We start from the raw sequence: 15699 nt of genomic DNA, 5'->3' as shown, positions 1-15699 counted from the left end.
ATTCCCCCTCCTTGAATCCGTCCTCACGATGAGGCTTTGTTTCTCCCCGCGGTCACTTTCCCCAACAGCCCGCGCATCAGCCACCAGCCCAAGATCGGAAAAGCACCGACCGCCAGCATCAGTCCCGGCACGACGTAATCGGACCGGTCCATGTACGGCAGGACGAGCAGGTACGCGGCGACCCCGACGATCCTGCCTACGGTCAGGCCGGCTTCGCGCAGGATGACGAACTCTTCCCGCTGCCTCGCGCTGGCTTCCGTGCTTCCGATCAGATCGAATACCGTCGAGGTCATCGGCAAAATGTACAGCGGCATGAACAGCGCGGTGCCGATGCCGAAGATCAGCAGCGTCCGGTACGACAGCGGCCAGAACAGCGTCGCGATGGTCGCCGTTACCGCGAGCGCCCCGATCAGCATGGCGGCGCGCCGGCGTTCCGGCTTAAGCATCCGCCCGATCAGCCAGAAGCTGGCGAGCGCCACGAGCGAGGTGACGAGCGAGAAATTGCCGAGCTTGCCTTCGTTCTTCGTCGCCAGGAAGACCAACAGGCCGATGAAGAACATGTAGACGCCTTCGCGCACGCCTTGGCAGACGATCGCCGGAAAGGCGAACCGCCACGGATTGCCCCGTTCGCGAAGCTGGCGAATGCCGTGCAGCCATTCGTACGTGCCGGAGGATTGCCGCTTCTTCAGCCAGAAGCTGAGCACGACTCCCACCGCGAAGACGATCGCGGACACCGTGAATATAATATGATAGCCGCGTTCTCCGTTATTGATGGTAATGAGCCACCCCGAAATCCAGGGTGCCACGATGCCCGCCCCGGAACCGAGCAGCCCCGCCCAGCCGTTGAACCGGTCGCGGTTGCCGGGCTCCGTCACTTCGAAGTAGACGACGTTGAACGCGAGCCAGAAGAAGCCGTTGCCGAGACCGATCATGGCCCCGAGCGGCACCGCGTACGTCACCGCGGACTTTCCCATCAGCAGCACGACAAAATAAAACAAGCCCGACAGCGCGACGCCGAGCCGGAGACTGTTCATTTTGTTGTGCTCCTTGACCCACTTGCCCGCGAGCCAGAACGTCAGCCCGCTGACGAGAAATTGCGTCAGGTTGAACCACCCGATGAGCGCAAAGGACTGGCTCGTCTTCCATAAATAGATCGGCAGGAACGTCCCGGACAGCGCGTTGGCCGTGCCGAGCATTGCCTGTACGGCCAAGAGCAGCACGGCTTGGCCGTCCAACGCGCGGCTTTCATAATTCCGCTTGCCGCCGCCGTCGTTCGATACGGTCCGCACGCGGCTTCCGCCCTTGCCCGCGAACCAGCGCGACTGCACGCTATGTTTGCCTTGCTCCAAGCAGCATCCCTCCTGCTTGCTGCATCGCTGCAGCTAACTAGGCGTAAGATACCCCCAAGCGGAAGGCGCCATGCCCCGCGCGCGCCGATTCCCTGAACTTGCCAATCGTTCGGACCGCCGCTTACCCGTTCTCGCCGCCTTCGTCGGATGCCTCCGTCAGCAGGAAGACCAGCCGCTCCTGATCCTGCACCGACAGCCGGTTCTCCGTATGGAAGCAGGACGGACAGACGTACATGACGAGCGCGAACGGCGTTTCCACGACCGGCGCTCCGAGCGCGGCCGGAATTCTGGCCTTGAACGCGTCCCCCGTTACGATATGCGTGCCCGCTTCAAGCATCAGCTCGCGGCAGTTCGGGCATTCCGGCGCTTCCAGCTGATCGTCCAGCATCCGTTCCATGGTGCCGTCCAGCGCGAGGCGTTCGCGGTTATATTCGCGGAAGTCGGTCAGATCCTGATCGGCGCCGTCGCCGCGCCAAGCTTGCTTGTCGTCTTCTTCTTGCTCTCCCGGGTCTTCTTCGCCCGCGTCGTCCAAATCCAGCTGCAGCGTCCGGTAGCCGGACAGTTCGTTCTCGCAGTGCGGGCAGTAGCGCTCGGGTCCGATTTCCTCGTCCCAGACGATCTCCGTCTGGCACCACGGGCAAACGACCGGTCCCTCCTGGTCATGATCATGATTGTGATTGTGCGGATTGCTCAAGAAGTCTCCCCCGTTCTCGTTCGATTGGTCAACGTAGTCCTCAGTTCATCAAATATAAAACGCCGATAATGACGAATATCACGGCAAGCGCAAAAAGCGTGCCCCATAAATATTTCATGCCGACCGTTCAGCCTCCCAGCTTCATGCAAACGTTGCGCGGCCGTCACGCGATCGTGGCGCCGATGACGTACGACAGCGAGACCGAGATGATCATGGCGATCAACCCGACCGCGCGGTTATCGCGCGCAATCTCGTCGTCGATCCGGAACACCGGCGTCAGAAACTCGAACAGGAAATAAGCCGCGAGCAGCAGGGCGTAGCCGTACAACGCCCAGACCAGGCTTTGGTACACGGTCTCGTTCGCTTCGATGGAGAAGCGGAACAGGTTGCAGATGCCGAAGATTTTGCCCCCGGTCGCCATTGCCACGGCCAGATTGCCCTTCTTGATTTCCTGCCAGCATTTATAACGCGTGACCAGCTCGAAGATATATAAGAAGATTAACAGCGCGAGCACCGCTACCGACACGTACGCCAGCGATGCCGCGAAGGTATTGCTTAGCATCTTGTCGACTTCCTGATCCATCGCGAAGCCCCATCTCCTTACTTCAGTTCGGCGACGGTGACGCCCGCGCCGCCTTCGCCGTATTTGCCCAGACGGTAGCTCTTCACGTGCTTATGGCGGCGCAGGAAATCGCTGATCCCGCTGCGCAGCACGCCCGTGCCGTTGCCGTGGATGATGTACACCTGCCCGAAGCCGGCCAGGAACGATTCGTCCAGGAACCGGTCCACCTCCAGCATCGCTTCCTCGAGGTTGGAGCCGCGCAGGTCGAGCTCCGAGCGGACGTTCTCGTCGCGGGTCCGCTTCAGGCTCGCCGCCAGCTTCGGCTGCTGCGTCTTCGACTTCTCGGCGTTCTTCACGAGCTCCAGGTCGCTCAGCGCCACCTTCATCTTCAAGATGCCGAGCTGCACCAGCGCGTCCGAGCCGCTCAGCTCCACGACGTGGCCGCGCTGGCCGAGGCTGTACACCATGACTTCGTCGCCATTCCCGATCTGCTGCGGCTTGGCGGTTTTCGGCTTGGCCGCCGACTTGCGCGCTTCGGGCGTCGCTTCGTCCAGGCGGCGCCTGGCTTCCGTCAGCTTATGGTCCTTGACCGCCGCGCCTTCCTCCTGCGCCAGCTTGCGCAGGTCCGCGATGATGTCCTCCGCTTCGCGCTTGGCGCGCAGCATGACCGCTCGGGCTTCCTCCTGCGCCTTCGCGAGCAGCTTCTCCCGCTGCTCCTCGAAGCGCCGGAGCTCCGCCTCGTGGCGGGCCTGCTGCTCTTCGAGCTGCTTGCGCAGCGCCTCGGCGGTCTGGCGCTCGTGCTCGGCGCCGATCCGGTTCTCCTCGAGCGAGGCGATCATCGTCTCGACGCGGACGTCCTCTTCGCTCACTTCGCCCCGCGCATGCTCGATGATGCCGCGCTGCAGGCCGAGCCGCTCCGCGATCGCGAACGCGTTGCTTCGGCCGGGCACGCCGACCAGCAGCCGGTACGTCGGGCTCAGCGTCGCGATGTCGAATTCCATGCTCGCGTTGATGACGCCCTTGCGGTCGTACGCGTAGGCCTTCAGCTCGCTGTAGTGCGTCGTCGCCACGATCCGGCAGCCGAGCTTGTGCATGTGCTCCAGAATCGCGATGGCCAGCGCCGAGCCCTCGGCGGGGTCCGTACCGGCGCCCAGCTCATCGAGCAGCACGAGGCTCTTCGGCGTCATCGTGTTCAGGATGCGGATGATGTTCGTCATATGGCTGGAAAACGTACTGAGGTTCTGCTCGATGCTCTGCTCGTCGCCGATGTCGGCATAAAGCGCGTCGAAGACGCACAGCTGACTGCCTTCCTCCGCCGGCACGAACAGTCCGGACATCGCCATCAGGCTGAGCAGGCCGATCGTCTTCAGCGAGACCGTCTTGCCGCCGGTATTCGGCCCCGTGACGATGATGGCCGTGTATTGGTTGCCGAGCTCCACGTCGATCGGCACGACCTGGTCCCGCGGAATAAGCGGATGGCGTCCCCGGCGCAGCTTCAAGTAGCCGCGGTCGTTCATGCGCGGCATCGACGCGCTCATGACATGGGCGAGCCGCGCTTTCGCGAAGGCGAAGTCCAGCTTGCCGAGCAGGTCCAGGTCGATCGTCAGGTCATCGGCGTATTCCGCGGTCAGCGCGGTCAGCTTCTGCAGGATTTTCTCGATCTCCCGCTCCTCCGCCAGCCGCAGCTCGCGCAGCCTGTTGTTCATCACGACGACCGCCTCCGGCTCGATGAAGAGCGTCGCGCCCGAGCCCGACTGGTCGTGGATGATGCCGCCGAAGTTCGAGCGGTACTCTTGCTTGACCGGGATAACGTAACGGTCGTTCCGTATGGTGATAATGGCGTCCTGCAGCATCTTCTGCACGGACGACGAACGGATCAGGCTCTCCAGCTTCTCGCGGACGCGCGATTCTCCCGACCGGAGCTCACGGCGGATGTTCGCGAGCTCGGCGCTGGCGCTGTCCATGACCTCCGCCTGGTCGTCGATGCATTGGAAGATCGCGTCCTCGAGCGGCTTATGCTCCGTCAGCTGCTCCGCCATGGCGGCCAGCATCGGGATGGGATCGTCGTCGTGCAGCTGCAGGACGTGCCGCTTCACGCGGCGGCCGCCCCGGACGGTCTCGGCGATCTCGAGCAGCTCCGCCGGATTCAGCGTGCCTCCGATCTTCGAGCGCATAAGCGACGGCTTGACGTCCGCGACGCCGCCGAACGGCGCGTTGCCCTTCAGCCGGTCGGCCTTGTACGCTTCGTCCGTGACCTGAAGCGCATGCTTCACGTCGTCCAGCACCGAACTGGGATGAAGCGCTTCAACCTCGGCTTTGCCGAGCGCCGTCGCCGCGTGCTGGCTTAATGTATATACAATTTTCGCGTAATCGAGCGTGTGTAAGATTTTGCTGTCCAAGCGAGCACAACTCCTCTCGTTTCCTATTATAGCCGAAGCGTTCTCCGTATGCTACGACCGTCCGATTCCATGCATGGTCCCGCCGGAAAAGGCAACACTACATGTACACGGGAAACATGTACACGGGAAGTGTCATGCTTCTTGGTAAGCCGGCCGCCGCTTGCCGCGCGGACGAAGCGAAACAGGCCCCGGCCGGCGCTTGACCACTATACTTTGCAGGAGGTTGAAATCGATATGCATTTTCTGGGTCATGTCGTACGGTTTATCGTCTCCGCGATCGTCCTGATGATCGTCGGTTACATTGTTCCGCAATTCAGCGTCGGCGGATTCTGGAGCGCGCTGCTGCTTGCGCTCGTCATCGCCGCGCTGGGCTGGATCGTGGAAGGCATTTTCGGCAAACGGGTCACGCCGTTCGGGCGGGGCATCGTCGGCTTCATCATGAGCGCGGTCGTCATCTGGGTGGCTCAGTTCATCGTCAGCGGCGTATCGGTGACGTGGCTCGGCGCCATTCTGGCCGCGCTCGTCATCGGCATCATCGACTTGTTCATTCCGGTCGCGACGCCGTACGAAGCGGGACGGGACAAGGATCGGGCGTAACGGATTCAATAGTTCGTCACAGTAATTTCGTCCCGTTCGCGCTATACTGGAATGGCAGCATTCCAGATTAGGGAAGGGGAGTCACGTTTCGTGAAAAAATTACTGCTCATGGCCGTCATGCTCGCCGCCGCGATCTTCATTCTGGCCGCCTGCGGATCGAAATCCGATTCCGGCTCGAACGCCGGCAACAGCGGCAGCGTCGAGGAAACCGGCACGGCCGCGGCCGCGAAAATTACGATCAAGGCGAAGCGCTACGAATTCGACCAGCCCGAATATACGATCAAGAAGGGCGAACCGACCGAGCTGACGCTCGTATCCGAAGACGGCGTGCACGGGGTCGAGATTCCCGACCTCGACGTCAAGCTCGACTCCGGCAAGCCGAAGGTCGTCACGATCAACGACGCCGGCACGTACGAGTTCCATTGCGACGTGCCTTGCGGCACCGGCCATGCCAAGATGGTCGCCAAAATCGTCGTGCAATAAACGACCGTAGCCCGGTCCGGCATGCATCCCATGCCCGGAGCCGGGTTTCTTTTTGCCCGGGAGCCATAGCGAATTCTGATGACGTTCATCAATATCCCTGATGAAGCCGCGATTCCAAGCCCGAACCGCGGAAATATCGCGTTAACGCCGGTCCTTCATAAGAAAGTCTGATACCGTGCCTATTCCTCGTGCCCCCGTCGTTTGGTACGATGTCCGCAACACAAGAACCGACGAAGGGGTGGACTTCATGGCAACAGGCAAACTGCAAGGACGGGTCGCGATCATTACGGGAGCGGGCACCGGTCTCGGCCGGGCGGCCGCGCTCGCCTTCGCCGCGGAAGGCGCGCACGTCGCGCTCGTCGGCCGGCGGATCGCCAAGCTCGAAGAGACGGCGGCGGCGATCCGGGCGGCGGGAGGCACCGGCAGAGCTATCGTCATCCAGGCGGACGTCACGTCCGAACAGGACGTCCGGCATGCCGTCGGCTGGGTCTATGCCCAGTTCGGCACGGTCGACATCCTCCTGAACAACGCCGCAACGTTCGAGCCGGGGACCGTGCTGGAGATGGACCTCGAGGAATGGAACCGGCAGCTGGCGACCAATTTGACCGGGCCGTTCCTGATGACGCGCGAAGTGCTGCCGCTGATGCGCGGCAGCCGGTACGGGCGCATCGTCAACGTCACGTCCGGACTCGCGGACAACGGCGCGGGCGGGTATGCCGCCTACAGCGCCTCCAAGGCAGGGCTGGAATCGCTCACGCGGACGACCGCCGACGAAGAGCAAAGCCACGGCATTCTCGTCAATGCTTTCAATCCCGGGACGATCCGCTCGGAGATGCACGCGACGGGACAGGATCCGCAGCTGGTCGCGCCGGAGCTGGTGCGGCTCGCTTCGCTTCCGGAGCACGGGCAGACGGGCGGCATCGTCGCCAGCTGACGGCGCGGAAGGCAGCGCGGCAAAACTTTCCATGGTACGTAAAGGCCGAGATCGGAGAGAAAGGCCGGAGCGCGTAGAAGCTTTGAAGCTGAGAATGGCTGGAGGCCCGGGAATGGCTTAAAGCCGGAGATTGGCTTAAAGCCGGAGATTGGCCGGAGGCCCGAGAATGTTCGAGGAAGAGGAGCGCATGCGCCCGAATCGACGAAATGCGCGATTCGGTCCGTCACGGTTTTTGCTTTCGACACCGTCATACCCGACAAAAAAGGACAGCGTCTCCAGAGAATTCGACCGGTTATCGTACCCGGCCGAGCTCGGATGCTGTCCTTTTCTTCAAGCCGCTCCGCGGTCTAGCTGTTCTCGATCAGTTCGAGCCAGTCGTTGAATTCGGTCTGCAGCTTCCGGTATTCCGTCGTCAGCTTGCCGTGCTCCACCTTCAGCTGTTCATGGACGCCGAGCAGCGACTCCTTGTCCTGCACCGCGTCGTTCAAAGCCGCTTCCAGTTCCGTGAGCCGCCCGTCATGCTCCGGCCGATCCTGCAACCGGAGCGCCTGTTCCTCGACGAGCCTCAGCTGATCTAGCAGTCCGGCTTCCGACTCCGCGTGCGCCGCGGCCTCGCGCCTCGCCAGCTCCAACTCGGCTTCGGCGGCCCGCGTCCGGCGCTCCAGCTCGGCGGCAGCTTCGTCGGCCACCCGTTCCGACTCCGCCATATAGTGGCGTGCCTCGCCCATGAGCTCGGCCGCGCGGTCCTCGGCAGCCTGCAGCCTCTCCGTCAGCTCGGCGTTCCGTTCGTTCAACGCCTCGAGCTCCCGCCGGATGCCGTCGCGCTCCTGCTGCAGCTCGAGCTGCAGCTGCCGGTAGTCGTCGGCGCTTGCCCGCGCATCCCTCAGCTCCGCTTCCAGCTCGCCGACCCGCCGCTCCTGCTCTTCGAGCGCCGCCGCGCGGCGCTGCTCGCCGCGCGCCAGCTGCTCGGCCTGCTGGGACAGCTGCTCCGCGGCGTATTCCCGCTCGCGAAGCTCCTGCTGCAGCCGCTCGATCGCCTTCCGCTGCGTTTCTTCCTGCTCGGCCGCTTCCACTAGCAGCAGCTCGCCGCTCTCCTGCGCGTCCGCCAGCTCTATCCGCAGCCGTTCCAGCTCGGCTTTCGCGCGGTCCAGCTGCTCCGCAAGACGAAGCCGTTCTTCGCCGCGCGCGTCGAGCTCGCCGCGCAGCGATTGCTCGCGCTCGGCCGCTTCCGCGCGGGCGGCTTCCAGCGCCGTCCGGTGTTCGTCCGCGAGCGCGGCGGCTTCGGCCGCTCCTTCCTCCAGCGCCTCGTCGAGCAGCGCCTGCGCGGTCTCGCGCTCCCGCGCCAGCAGCGCCTCCGCCGCCGCCCGCTCATCTTCAAGCGCCGCGCGCAGCTCGGCCAGCTGCTCCCGCAGCGCGGCTTCGCTTTCAGCAGCCAGGGCGGCTTCGCGCGCGGCCTCGCCGCGAAGGCGCTCCGCTTCCTGGCCGGCGGCTTCGCGCAGACGCTCGGCTTCCGCCGCCGCTTCCTCGCGCGCCTGCTCCAGCTGCGCCAGCAATCCGGCCCGCGCTTCCGCCAGCTGCTCGGCCGCCGCCGCCGCCGTCGCTTCCTGCAAGGCCCGTTCGCGCTTCACGTCCTCCTCGTGCTTCTCCTGCGCCTCGATCAGCTCGAGCAGCGCGGCTTCGCGTTCGCGCTCGAGCTCCGCCCGCGCTTCTTCGCGCTGCTGCCCGAGCTGCGCTTCCATCGCCCGGCGATGCTCCGCGAGCTGCAGCTCGAGCGCCTCGCGCAGCTGCGCGGCTTCCAGCGCCGCCGCTTGCCGCAGGCGCTCCAGCTCTTCCGCGGCCGCGAGTTCCGCCGCTTCGCGTTCGGCTGCGGCCCGCGCCTCGGCCGCTTGGAGCGCGTCCTCGTGCGACTTGCGCTCCCCGCCCGCGCGCGCCGCCGCGGCGAGCAGCATTTGCTCGTACGCGCCGCGCTCCTCGGCGAGCGCCGCTTCGGCTTCGCGCAGCGCCGCTTCATGCGCCTCGCGCTCGGCCGCCGCGCGGGCTTGCGCTTCGCGCAGCGCCTGCTCGTGCGCTTCGAGCGCCTCGAGCTCCGCCAGCTCGCTGTCCTCGCGCTCGCGCGCCAGCTCCGCCGCGGCCGCATCCCGCGCCGCGGACATTGCCGCCTCGTGCGCCTCGCGCTCGGGCGTCGCGCGGGCTTCCGCTTCGCGCAGCCGCTCCGCGATCGCCTCGCGCTCCGCGGCGGCCTGTGCCTCCGCCTCGCGCCTAGCCTGCTCGTGCGCCTCGCGCTCGGCCGCCGCGCGCGCATCCGCTTCGCGCAGCGCCTCCTCGTGCGCTTCGAGCGCCTCGAGCTCGGCCAGCTCGCGATCCTCGCGCTCGCGCGCCCGCTCGGCTTCGTGCTCCGCGCGCGCCTGCGCCAGCTCGGCTTCCAGCGTCTCGCGGAGGCGCCCCAGCTCCGACTCCGCGTCTTCCCGCGCGCTCGCAAGCGCCGCCTCGGCTTCCGCCCGCGCCCGTTCCAGCTCGCGCTCCCCGGCTTCGCGGACGCGCGCCAGCTCGGCGTTGGCCGCTTCCCGCTCCGCTGCCCGGACCGCATCGGCTTCTTGCTTCAGCCGCTCAAGCGCTTCTTCGGCTTCGAGGGCTTCCATCAGACGGCCTTCGCGCTCCTGCTCCAGCGCTTCCCGCTGCCGCGCCAGCTCGGTTTCGAGCGATTCGCGCAGCGACCGCAGCTCCGCTTCGAGCGTCGCCCGCGTCCGCGCCAGCTCCGCGGCCGCCGCTTCGCGCTCCGCGGCCAGCGACTCCTCGGCCTCCATCCGCGCAAGGACCAAGGCGTCCTGCCCTTCGCGCGCGGTGTCGGCATGACGTCCCTGCTCGCGCTCGAGCTCGCCGCGCGCGGTCGCCAGCTCGGCTTCGAGCGCCTCGCGCACGCGCGCGAGCTCTTCCGCGGCGGCTTCCCGCTCGAGGGCGGCCTGCGCTTCCGCTTCGCGGAGCGCCTCTTCCGTCCGGCCCTGCAGCATCGCGCTCAGCCGTTCCATTTCTTCGTGCGCGCTCTCCCGTTCGAGCTCGCGCTCCAGCTCCAGCTCTTCGCGCACGCGCGCGAACGCCGCCTCGGCCTCCTCGCGCCCGAGCGCGTGCTCGGCAATCAGCCGCTCGCGCTCTTCCCGCGCCGCTTCCAACGCGGATTCGTGCGCTTCCTGCGCGCGTTCGAGCTCGGCCTGCGCCGCCAGCATCTCCTGCAGCTGCTGTTCCTCCAGCTCCTTGCGGACGCGGTCCAGCTCTTCGCGCGCGTCGGCCTCCGCCTTCGCGTGCTTCGCTTCGGCTTCGCGCAGCGCCGCTTCGAGACGTTCCTTCAGCTCGGCGCTTGCCCGGCCGCGCTCCGCTTCGAGCGCGGCTTCCGCGTCCAGCCGCTCGGCTTCCATCTGCGCCTGCAGCTCGTCCAGCAACCGCTTCGCCTGTTCCATTTCGGCCACGGCCGCCCGGCGGCGCTCCTCCGTCTCGTGCATGCGCTCGTTCTCGGCGCGCAGGCGGAACACGTCCTCCGCCATTTGCACCGAGGCCAGCATCGCCAGCTTCGGAAGGTCGAGGCGCGGATAGCCTTTCGCCAGCTTATGCAGATTGTCGTCCACGAAAGCGGCAATCCGTTTGATGTAATCGGGATTGTTATGGCCTGTCAGTTTGAATTGATTACCGTATATATCAACCGTCACGCGTGTCCGATCGGCAGCGTTCATGAGGGTAGCCTCCTATTGTTCCGGGTGAACATTTATTTGCGCGTTCTCGAAGGGCCTCCGCCCATTTTCCGCCGAACCGGACCTCCGCCGGGCGGCTTGCCGCCGCCGCATGCCGGAATCCGGCCGCCGCAAACGCTTTCGATACGGCTGATCCAGCCTAGAACCATTCGGCTTTTCGCGTTTTATTCCAAAATATAGAAAGAAGCGGCAAACAAGCCTGCATTCTCCCGTCTGCGGAAAAAACAAAGCCGCACCGAATTAGCGTTCGTAAGGAACTAATTCGATGCGGCTCATGGCATCTCCTGCCTATTTACGCAATTCTGCCCCAAAAGATTGTTCCAATTTTGTTACGACCTTGCCGTGCAGCTCCGTTACTTCTTCGTCCGTCAGCGTGCGCTCGCCGTGGCGGTAAACCAGCGACAGCGCGACGCTCTTCTTGTCCTCGCCGAGCTTCTCGCCCGTATAGATGTCGAAGATCCGGATCGATTCCAAGAGCTCGCCGGCCGTTTCGGCAGCGGCTTGCGTCAGCTTGCCGGCTTCCACGCCGCGGTCCAGCACGACGGCGATATCGCGTTCCATCGCCGGGTAGCGCGGCAGGGCTTTGTAGACGATCTCGAAGTTCGCGTGGTCATAGAGCGGCGCAAGCTCGATCTCGAGCACGTACGTATCCGCGAGGTCCTGCTCCAGCTGGACGGAAGGGTGCAGCTGGCCCAGGTACCCGATCGTGACGGGACCGCGTTCGCCGCGGAAGACGACGGCGGCCGTCCGGCCCGGATGCATGTGCGCCGGCCGCGCCGCTTCGTAGCCGATCTCCCCGCCGACGCCGAGCGCGTCCACCAGCGATTCGAGGATGCCTTTCGCGTCGTAGAAGTCGTATGCCTCCGCCTTGCGGTTCCATTCCGCGCGGACGCGGCTGCCCGTCAGCAGCACGGCCAAGCGATGCTTCTCCTGCGGCAGGCGCGTGAGCGTTTCTTCGTCCGTATGGAAGACGCTGCCGATTTCGAAAATCGCGACGTCGTCGGTTTTGCGGTTGCGGTTGTACGCGGCCGTCTCGAGCAGCTGCGGCAGCAGGCTCGTGCGAAGCACGCTTCGGTCCTCGCTCATCGGCAGCGCCAGGCGGACGGGCAGCATGCCTTCGCCGTTCAGCGCCGGGAACAGCTTCGTCCGGTCCGGGTGGGTGAACGAGTAGCTGATCACCTCGTGCAAGCCGGCGTCGGTCAGCCGCTTGCGCAGCTCGCGGCGGATCGCTTGCGGCTTCGTGAGGGCGCCCGGCGTCGCCGCGCCTTCGATCGCCGTCGTCGGAATGTTGTCGTAGCCGAACAGGCGGGCCGCTTCCTCGATCAGGTCGACGTCGCGCGCGATGTCGCCGCGGCGGCTCGGCACGTCGACGGTGAACACGCCGCCCTCGGACAATTGGAAGTGGAACTGCAGCCGGCTGAAAATCGTCTCCAGCTCCAGCTTCGACAGGCTCGTGCCGAGGTAGCGGTTGATCTTCTCGATCGAGACGGTCACGACGGTCTTTTCGGCCGGCGCCGCGATCTCTTCCACGACGCCTTCCAGCACGTGGCCGCCGGCGTATTGCGCCATCAGCGCGGCCGCCCGGTCGAGCGCCGGGAGGACGCGCGCCGGATCGACGCCTTTCTCGAAGCGGAGGCTCGATTCCGAGCGGAGCCCGAGCTGGCGCGACGTCTTGCGGACCGTGCCGCCGTCGAACCGGGCGGACTCCAGCAGGATGTCGACCGTCGACGCCGACACTTCCGTATCCGCGCCGCCCATGACGCCGGCGAGGGCGATCGGGCGCTCGCCGTCCGTGATGACGAGCATTTGCGGCTCGAGCTTCCGCTCCTGGCCGTCCAGCGTCGCCATCGTTTCGCCTTCGTGCGCGAGGCGCACCAGGATGCGGCCGCCCGGGATTTTATCCGCGTCGAACGCGTGCAGCGGCTGTCCGTACTCCAGCATGACGTAGTTCGTGATGTCGACGACGTTGCTGATCGGACGGATGCCCGCCGCCATGAGGCGGTTCTGCATCCAGAGGGGCGACGGGCCGATGCTGACGCCCTTGATGTAGCGGGCGGCGTAATGCGCGCACTGCTCCTTCGCTTCGATGCGGACCGAGACGCGCGCGGACGCTTGCTCCGCGGAGTCGCTCACGCGGTTGTCCGGCAGCTTCACCGCGCGGCCGGTCAGCGCGCCGACCTCGTATGCGACCCCCAGCATGCTGAGGCAGTCCGAACGGTTCGGCGTCAGGTCGAGCTCCAGCACTTCGTCGTCGATGCCGAGCACGTCGAGGATCGACGCGCCGACCGCCGTGCCTTCCGGCAGCACGAGGATGCCCTCTTGCTGCTCCTTCGGCAGCAGCTTGTCGTTCAGGCCGAGCTCCTTCGCGGAGCAGATCATGCCCTGGGACTCCACGCCGCGCAGCTTCGCCTTCTTGATCGCGAAGTCGCCCGGCAGCACCGCGCCGATCGTCGCGACCGGCACGAGCTGGCCCGCCGCGACGTTCTTCGCGCCGCAGACGATCTGCAGCGCTTCGGGACCGCCGACGTCGACCGTCGTGACGTTCAGTTTGTCGGCGTCGGGGTGCTTCTCCTTCGTCAGGACGCGGCCGACGACGACGCCGGTCACGCCTTTGTTGCGGGATTCGACGACGTCGATCTCGATGCCGCCGCTCGTCATCAGCTCGGCCAGCCGTTCGCCGTCATAGCCGTCCAGGTCGATATATTGGCTCAACCATTTATAAGATACGTTCATCGTATTAGCCTCCCTCTCACATTCGGACAAACTGGCTCAGGAAGCGCAGGTCGTTCGTATAGAAATGACGAATGTCGTCGATGCCGTACTTCAGCAGCGCGATCCGCTCGATGCCCATCCCGAAGGCGAAGCCGCTCATCTCCTGCGGGTCGTAGCCGCCCATTTCCAGGACGCGCGGGTGGACCATGCCGCAGCCGAGAATTTCCAGCCAGCCCGTCTGCTTGCACATCCGGCAGCCGTGGCCGCCGCACTGCACGCACGTCACGTCGACCTCCGCGCTCGGCTCCGTGAACGGGAAGAAGCTCGGGCGCAGGCGGATCTGCGTCTGCTTGCCGAACATGAGCTGCACGAATTGCAGCAGCGTCCCTTTCAGGTCGCTCATGCGGATGTTCGGCCCGATGACCAGGCCTTCGACCTGGTTGAACTGGAACGAGTGCGTCGCGTCGTCGTCGTCGCGGCGGTACACCTTGCCCGGGCAAATGACCTTGACGGGCTTGCCGTTCATCGCTTTCATCGTCCGCACCTGCACCGGCGACGTGTGCGTCCGCATGAGGATTTCGTCCGTCACGTAGAAGGAGTCCTGCATGTCGCGCGCCGGGTGGTTCTTCGGCAGGTTCAGCGCCTCGAAATTAAAGAAGTCGGTCTCGACCTCCGGACCTTCCGCGATCGTGTAGCCCATGCCGATGAACGCGTCCTCGATTTCCTGGGCGACCTTGTTCAGCGGATGCACCGCCCCCGCGCCGAGCTTGCGGCCCGGCAGCGTGACGTCGACCGTTTCCGCGCGGAGGCGGTTCTCCGTCTCGGCCTGCTGGAACGCGGCCTGCTTCGACTCGATGACCGCTTCGATCGCGGCGCGCACGTCGTTGCCGACCTGCCCGATGACCGGGCGTTCCTCGGCGCTCAGACTTCCCATGCCGCGGAGAATTTCCGTCAGGGCGCCCTTCTTGCCCAAATATTTGACCCGCAGGTCGTTCAGCTGCTGCGGGCCGGCAACGCCCTGCAGCTCCTGCAGCGCCTCGGCGCGCAGTGCTTCCAAACGCTCTTTCATTTCTTCCAGTCCCTTCTCTTGGAAATAAAAAAACGGTCCTCTCTCCCCGTAAGGGACGAAAGAACCGTGTTACCACCCTAATTCGAACCGCCGCGCCGGCATGCTGCCGCCGTATCGCCTTGCGATTCCTCAAGCTCCGGATATCGGCCGGACGACCGGTGCCTCCTACCTCATGCGCCCGGAGGACGCACCCGTTCAGAAGCCTGCTCGGAAGCGAACTTCGGCAGCCTGATTTCCCGAAGACGCTCTCAATCTGCGGCGTCTCCTCCCTGTTGCGGAAAGCACTGCGTACTCTTCTTCCTCATCGCATTGACGTATGTTCGTTTTATTATACGAAACTTGGCCGCTCGTTCGCAAGTCCGTTCCGCGCGAAAAGCCGCCTATTCCGTCCTTTTTTCGCGATTACGCCCGTTTCCGGCGGGTCAGCGACGCGATCAGCGCCGCCGCGCCGAGCACTGCCGCCGCGATCGACAGGACGAACGAGGCGTTTTCCTTCGCGCCGCTTTTGTCCGCGGCGGCTTCGGCATCCGCCGAAGCCGCCGGCGCGCCGTGCCCGTCGCCTTCCGCGGCGCCCGCGACGACCGCCGTGACCGATGCGGGATGATCCGAGCCGTCCGCGCCGACCCATTCCACCACGGATTTGTCGCTGTACGTCTGATACGCCTTCCAAACCAGCTGCGCCGCGTCGTCCGCCACTTTGCCGGAGATGCGGAAGTCCGTGAATTCCGTCTGCGCGAGTCCCGCCCCTTCGGCCGTCCACGTGATGGACTTCACCGCCTTCGTGTCCGGCGCGAGCTCCAGGTCGTACTTCCAGCCCGCCTTCGGCTCGACCCGGCTGATCGCCACGCCGTCCGGCACCGTCACCTTCACGCCCGTCGTCGTCACGTTCTCGCTCTCGCTCGGCACGCGGACCGAGAATACCTCGTAGCTCCCCTGCGTCGTCTGCTTCGGCTGCACCGTCACGTGCGCGCTCGCCATGGACGCGAACAGGAACAGCGATATCGCGGCCGCCCCGATCACCGATATTTTCTTCATGCGTTTCAACATTCCGCGCATCCTCCCTCTGGCAAATGATCCCCCATTTGCCGGTATCATTATCTTAGCCTAGAGGGAGTATAGCGCAGACGTGCCGCGAAGACATGACTCGAACGGGCTATGCG

Annotated in this window: 11 protein-coding genes; 3 read left to right on the top strand and 8 right to left on the bottom strand. The window is 65.2% G+C overall.

The genetic code is table 11. The features are described from left to right. Positions 1-23: 23 nt before the first annotated feature. The 4 genes from I8J29_RS10800 to I8J29_RS10785 form a co-directional block, all read right to left on the bottom strand. Entirely contained in the window at positions 24-1349 is a 1326-nt protein-coding gene (locus I8J29_RS10800; protein WP_240546087.1) for an MFS transporter, read from the bottom strand. 121 nt (positions 1350-1470) lie between these two features. Continuing rightward, positions 1471-2043 carry a hypothetical protein gene (locus tag I8J29_RS10795; RefSeq protein WP_208847627.1) on the bottom strand — a complete coding sequence of 191 codons (573 nt, stop codon included), beginning with the start codon at positions 2041-2043 and terminating at the stop codon, positions 1471-1473. A gap of 163 nt (positions 2044-2206) precedes the next feature. Continuing rightward, positions 2207-2626: a DUF350 domain-containing protein gene (locus I8J29_RS10790; protein WP_090641344.1), complete on the bottom strand. Its 420-nt coding sequence runs from the start codon at positions 2624-2626 to the stop codon at positions 2207-2209. Positions 2627-2643: 17 nt separating this feature from the next. Beyond that, entirely contained in the window at positions 2644-5004 is a 2361-nt protein-coding gene (locus tag I8J29_RS10785) for an endonuclease MutS2 (protein WP_208847626.1), read from the bottom strand. Between the two features lie 234 nt (positions 5005-5238). Here I8J29_RS10785 and I8J29_RS10780 point away from each other — a divergent pair, with 234 nt between their 5' ends. The 3 genes from I8J29_RS10780 to I8J29_RS10770 all read left to right on the top strand — a co-directional run bounded on the left by I8J29_RS10780 (position 5239) and on the right by I8J29_RS10770 (position 7018). Further along, positions 5239-5601 carry a phage holin family protein gene (locus I8J29_RS10780; RefSeq protein ID WP_208847625.1) on the top strand — a complete coding sequence of 121 codons (363 nt, stop codon included), beginning with the start codon at positions 5239-5241 and terminating at the stop codon, positions 5599-5601. 90 nt (positions 5602-5691) lie between these two features. Next, positions 5692-6084 carry a cupredoxin domain-containing protein gene (locus tag I8J29_RS10775; protein WP_208847624.1) on the top strand — a complete coding sequence of 131 codons (393 nt, stop codon included), beginning with the start codon at positions 5692-5694 and terminating at the stop codon, positions 6082-6084. A gap of 247 nt (positions 6085-6331) precedes the next feature. Beyond that, positions 6332-7018, top strand: a complete 687-nt coding sequence (locus I8J29_RS10770) for an SDR family NAD(P)-dependent oxidoreductase (protein WP_208847623.1) — start codon at positions 6332-6334, stop codon at positions 7016-7018. Positions 7019-7365: 347 nt separating this feature from the next. Here the strand turns inward: I8J29_RS10770 and I8J29_RS10765 are convergent, their stop codons facing one another. The 4 genes from I8J29_RS10765 to I8J29_RS10750 all read right to left on the bottom strand — a co-directional run bounded on the left by I8J29_RS10765 (position 7366) and on the right by I8J29_RS10750 (position 15586). Next, positions 7366-10740, bottom strand: coding sequence for a hypothetical protein (locus tag I8J29_RS10765; RefSeq protein WP_208847622.1), 3375 nt, complete (start codon positions 10738-10740; stop codon positions 7366-7368). A gap of 306 nt (positions 10741-11046) precedes the next feature. Further along, positions 11047-13491 (bottom strand): phenylalanine--tRNA ligase subunit beta, encoded by a 2445-nt coding sequence (pheT, locus tag I8J29_RS10760; RefSeq protein WP_208847621.1) that lies wholly within the window; start codon positions 13489-13491, stop codon positions 11047-11049. Between the two features lie 16 nt (positions 13492-13507). Further along, positions 13508-14539, bottom strand: coding sequence for a phenylalanine--tRNA ligase subunit alpha (gene pheS, locus I8J29_RS10755; RefSeq protein WP_208847620.1), 1032 nt, complete (start codon positions 14537-14539; stop codon positions 13508-13510). A 402-nt stretch (positions 14540-14941) separates the two neighbouring features. Continuing rightward, on the bottom strand, positions 14942-15586 hold the full coding sequence (locus I8J29_RS10750) for a YcnI family copper-binding membrane protein (RefSeq protein ID WP_240546086.1): 645 nt from the start codon (positions 15584-15586) through the stop codon (positions 14942-14944). Positions 15587-15699 lie beyond the last annotated feature (113 nt).

The sequence above is a fragment of the Paenibacillus artemisiicola genome (assembly GCF_017652985.1).
Taxonomy (GTDB): Bacteria; Bacillota; Bacilli; order Paenibacillales; family Paenibacillaceae; genus Paenibacillus_Z; species Paenibacillus_Z artemisiicola.
This window is presented reverse-complemented; position numbering and strand designations above follow the sequence as displayed.

Excerpts from the sequence above, each read along its gene's own strand:
- pheS (WP_208847620.1), bottom strand. The coding sequence starts at position 14,539 with ATGAAAGAGCGTTTGGAAGCACTGCGCGCCGAGGCGCTGCAGGAGCTG.
- I8J29_RS10750 (WP_240546086.1), bottom strand. The coding sequence starts at position 15,586 with ATGTTGAAACGCATGAAGAAAATATCGGTGATCGGGGCGGCCGCGATA.
- I8J29_RS10780 (WP_208847625.1), top strand. The coding sequence starts at position 5,239 with ATGCATTTTCTGGGTCATGTCGTACGGTTTATCGTCTCCGCGATCGTC.
- I8J29_RS10765 (WP_208847622.1), bottom strand. The coding sequence starts at position 10,740 with ATGAACGCTGCCGATCGGACACGCGTGACGGTTGATATATACGGTAAT.
- I8J29_RS10770 (WP_208847623.1), top strand. The coding sequence starts at position 6,332 with ATGGCAACAGGCAAACTGCAAGGACGGGTCGCGATCATTACGGGAGCG.
- pheT (WP_208847621.1), bottom strand. The coding sequence starts at position 13,491 with ATGAACGTATCTTATAAATGGTTGAGCCAATATATCGACCTGGACGGC.
- I8J29_RS10790 (WP_090641344.1), bottom strand. The coding sequence starts at position 2,626 with ATGGATCAGGAAGTCGACAAGATGCTAAGCAATACCTTCGCGGCATCG.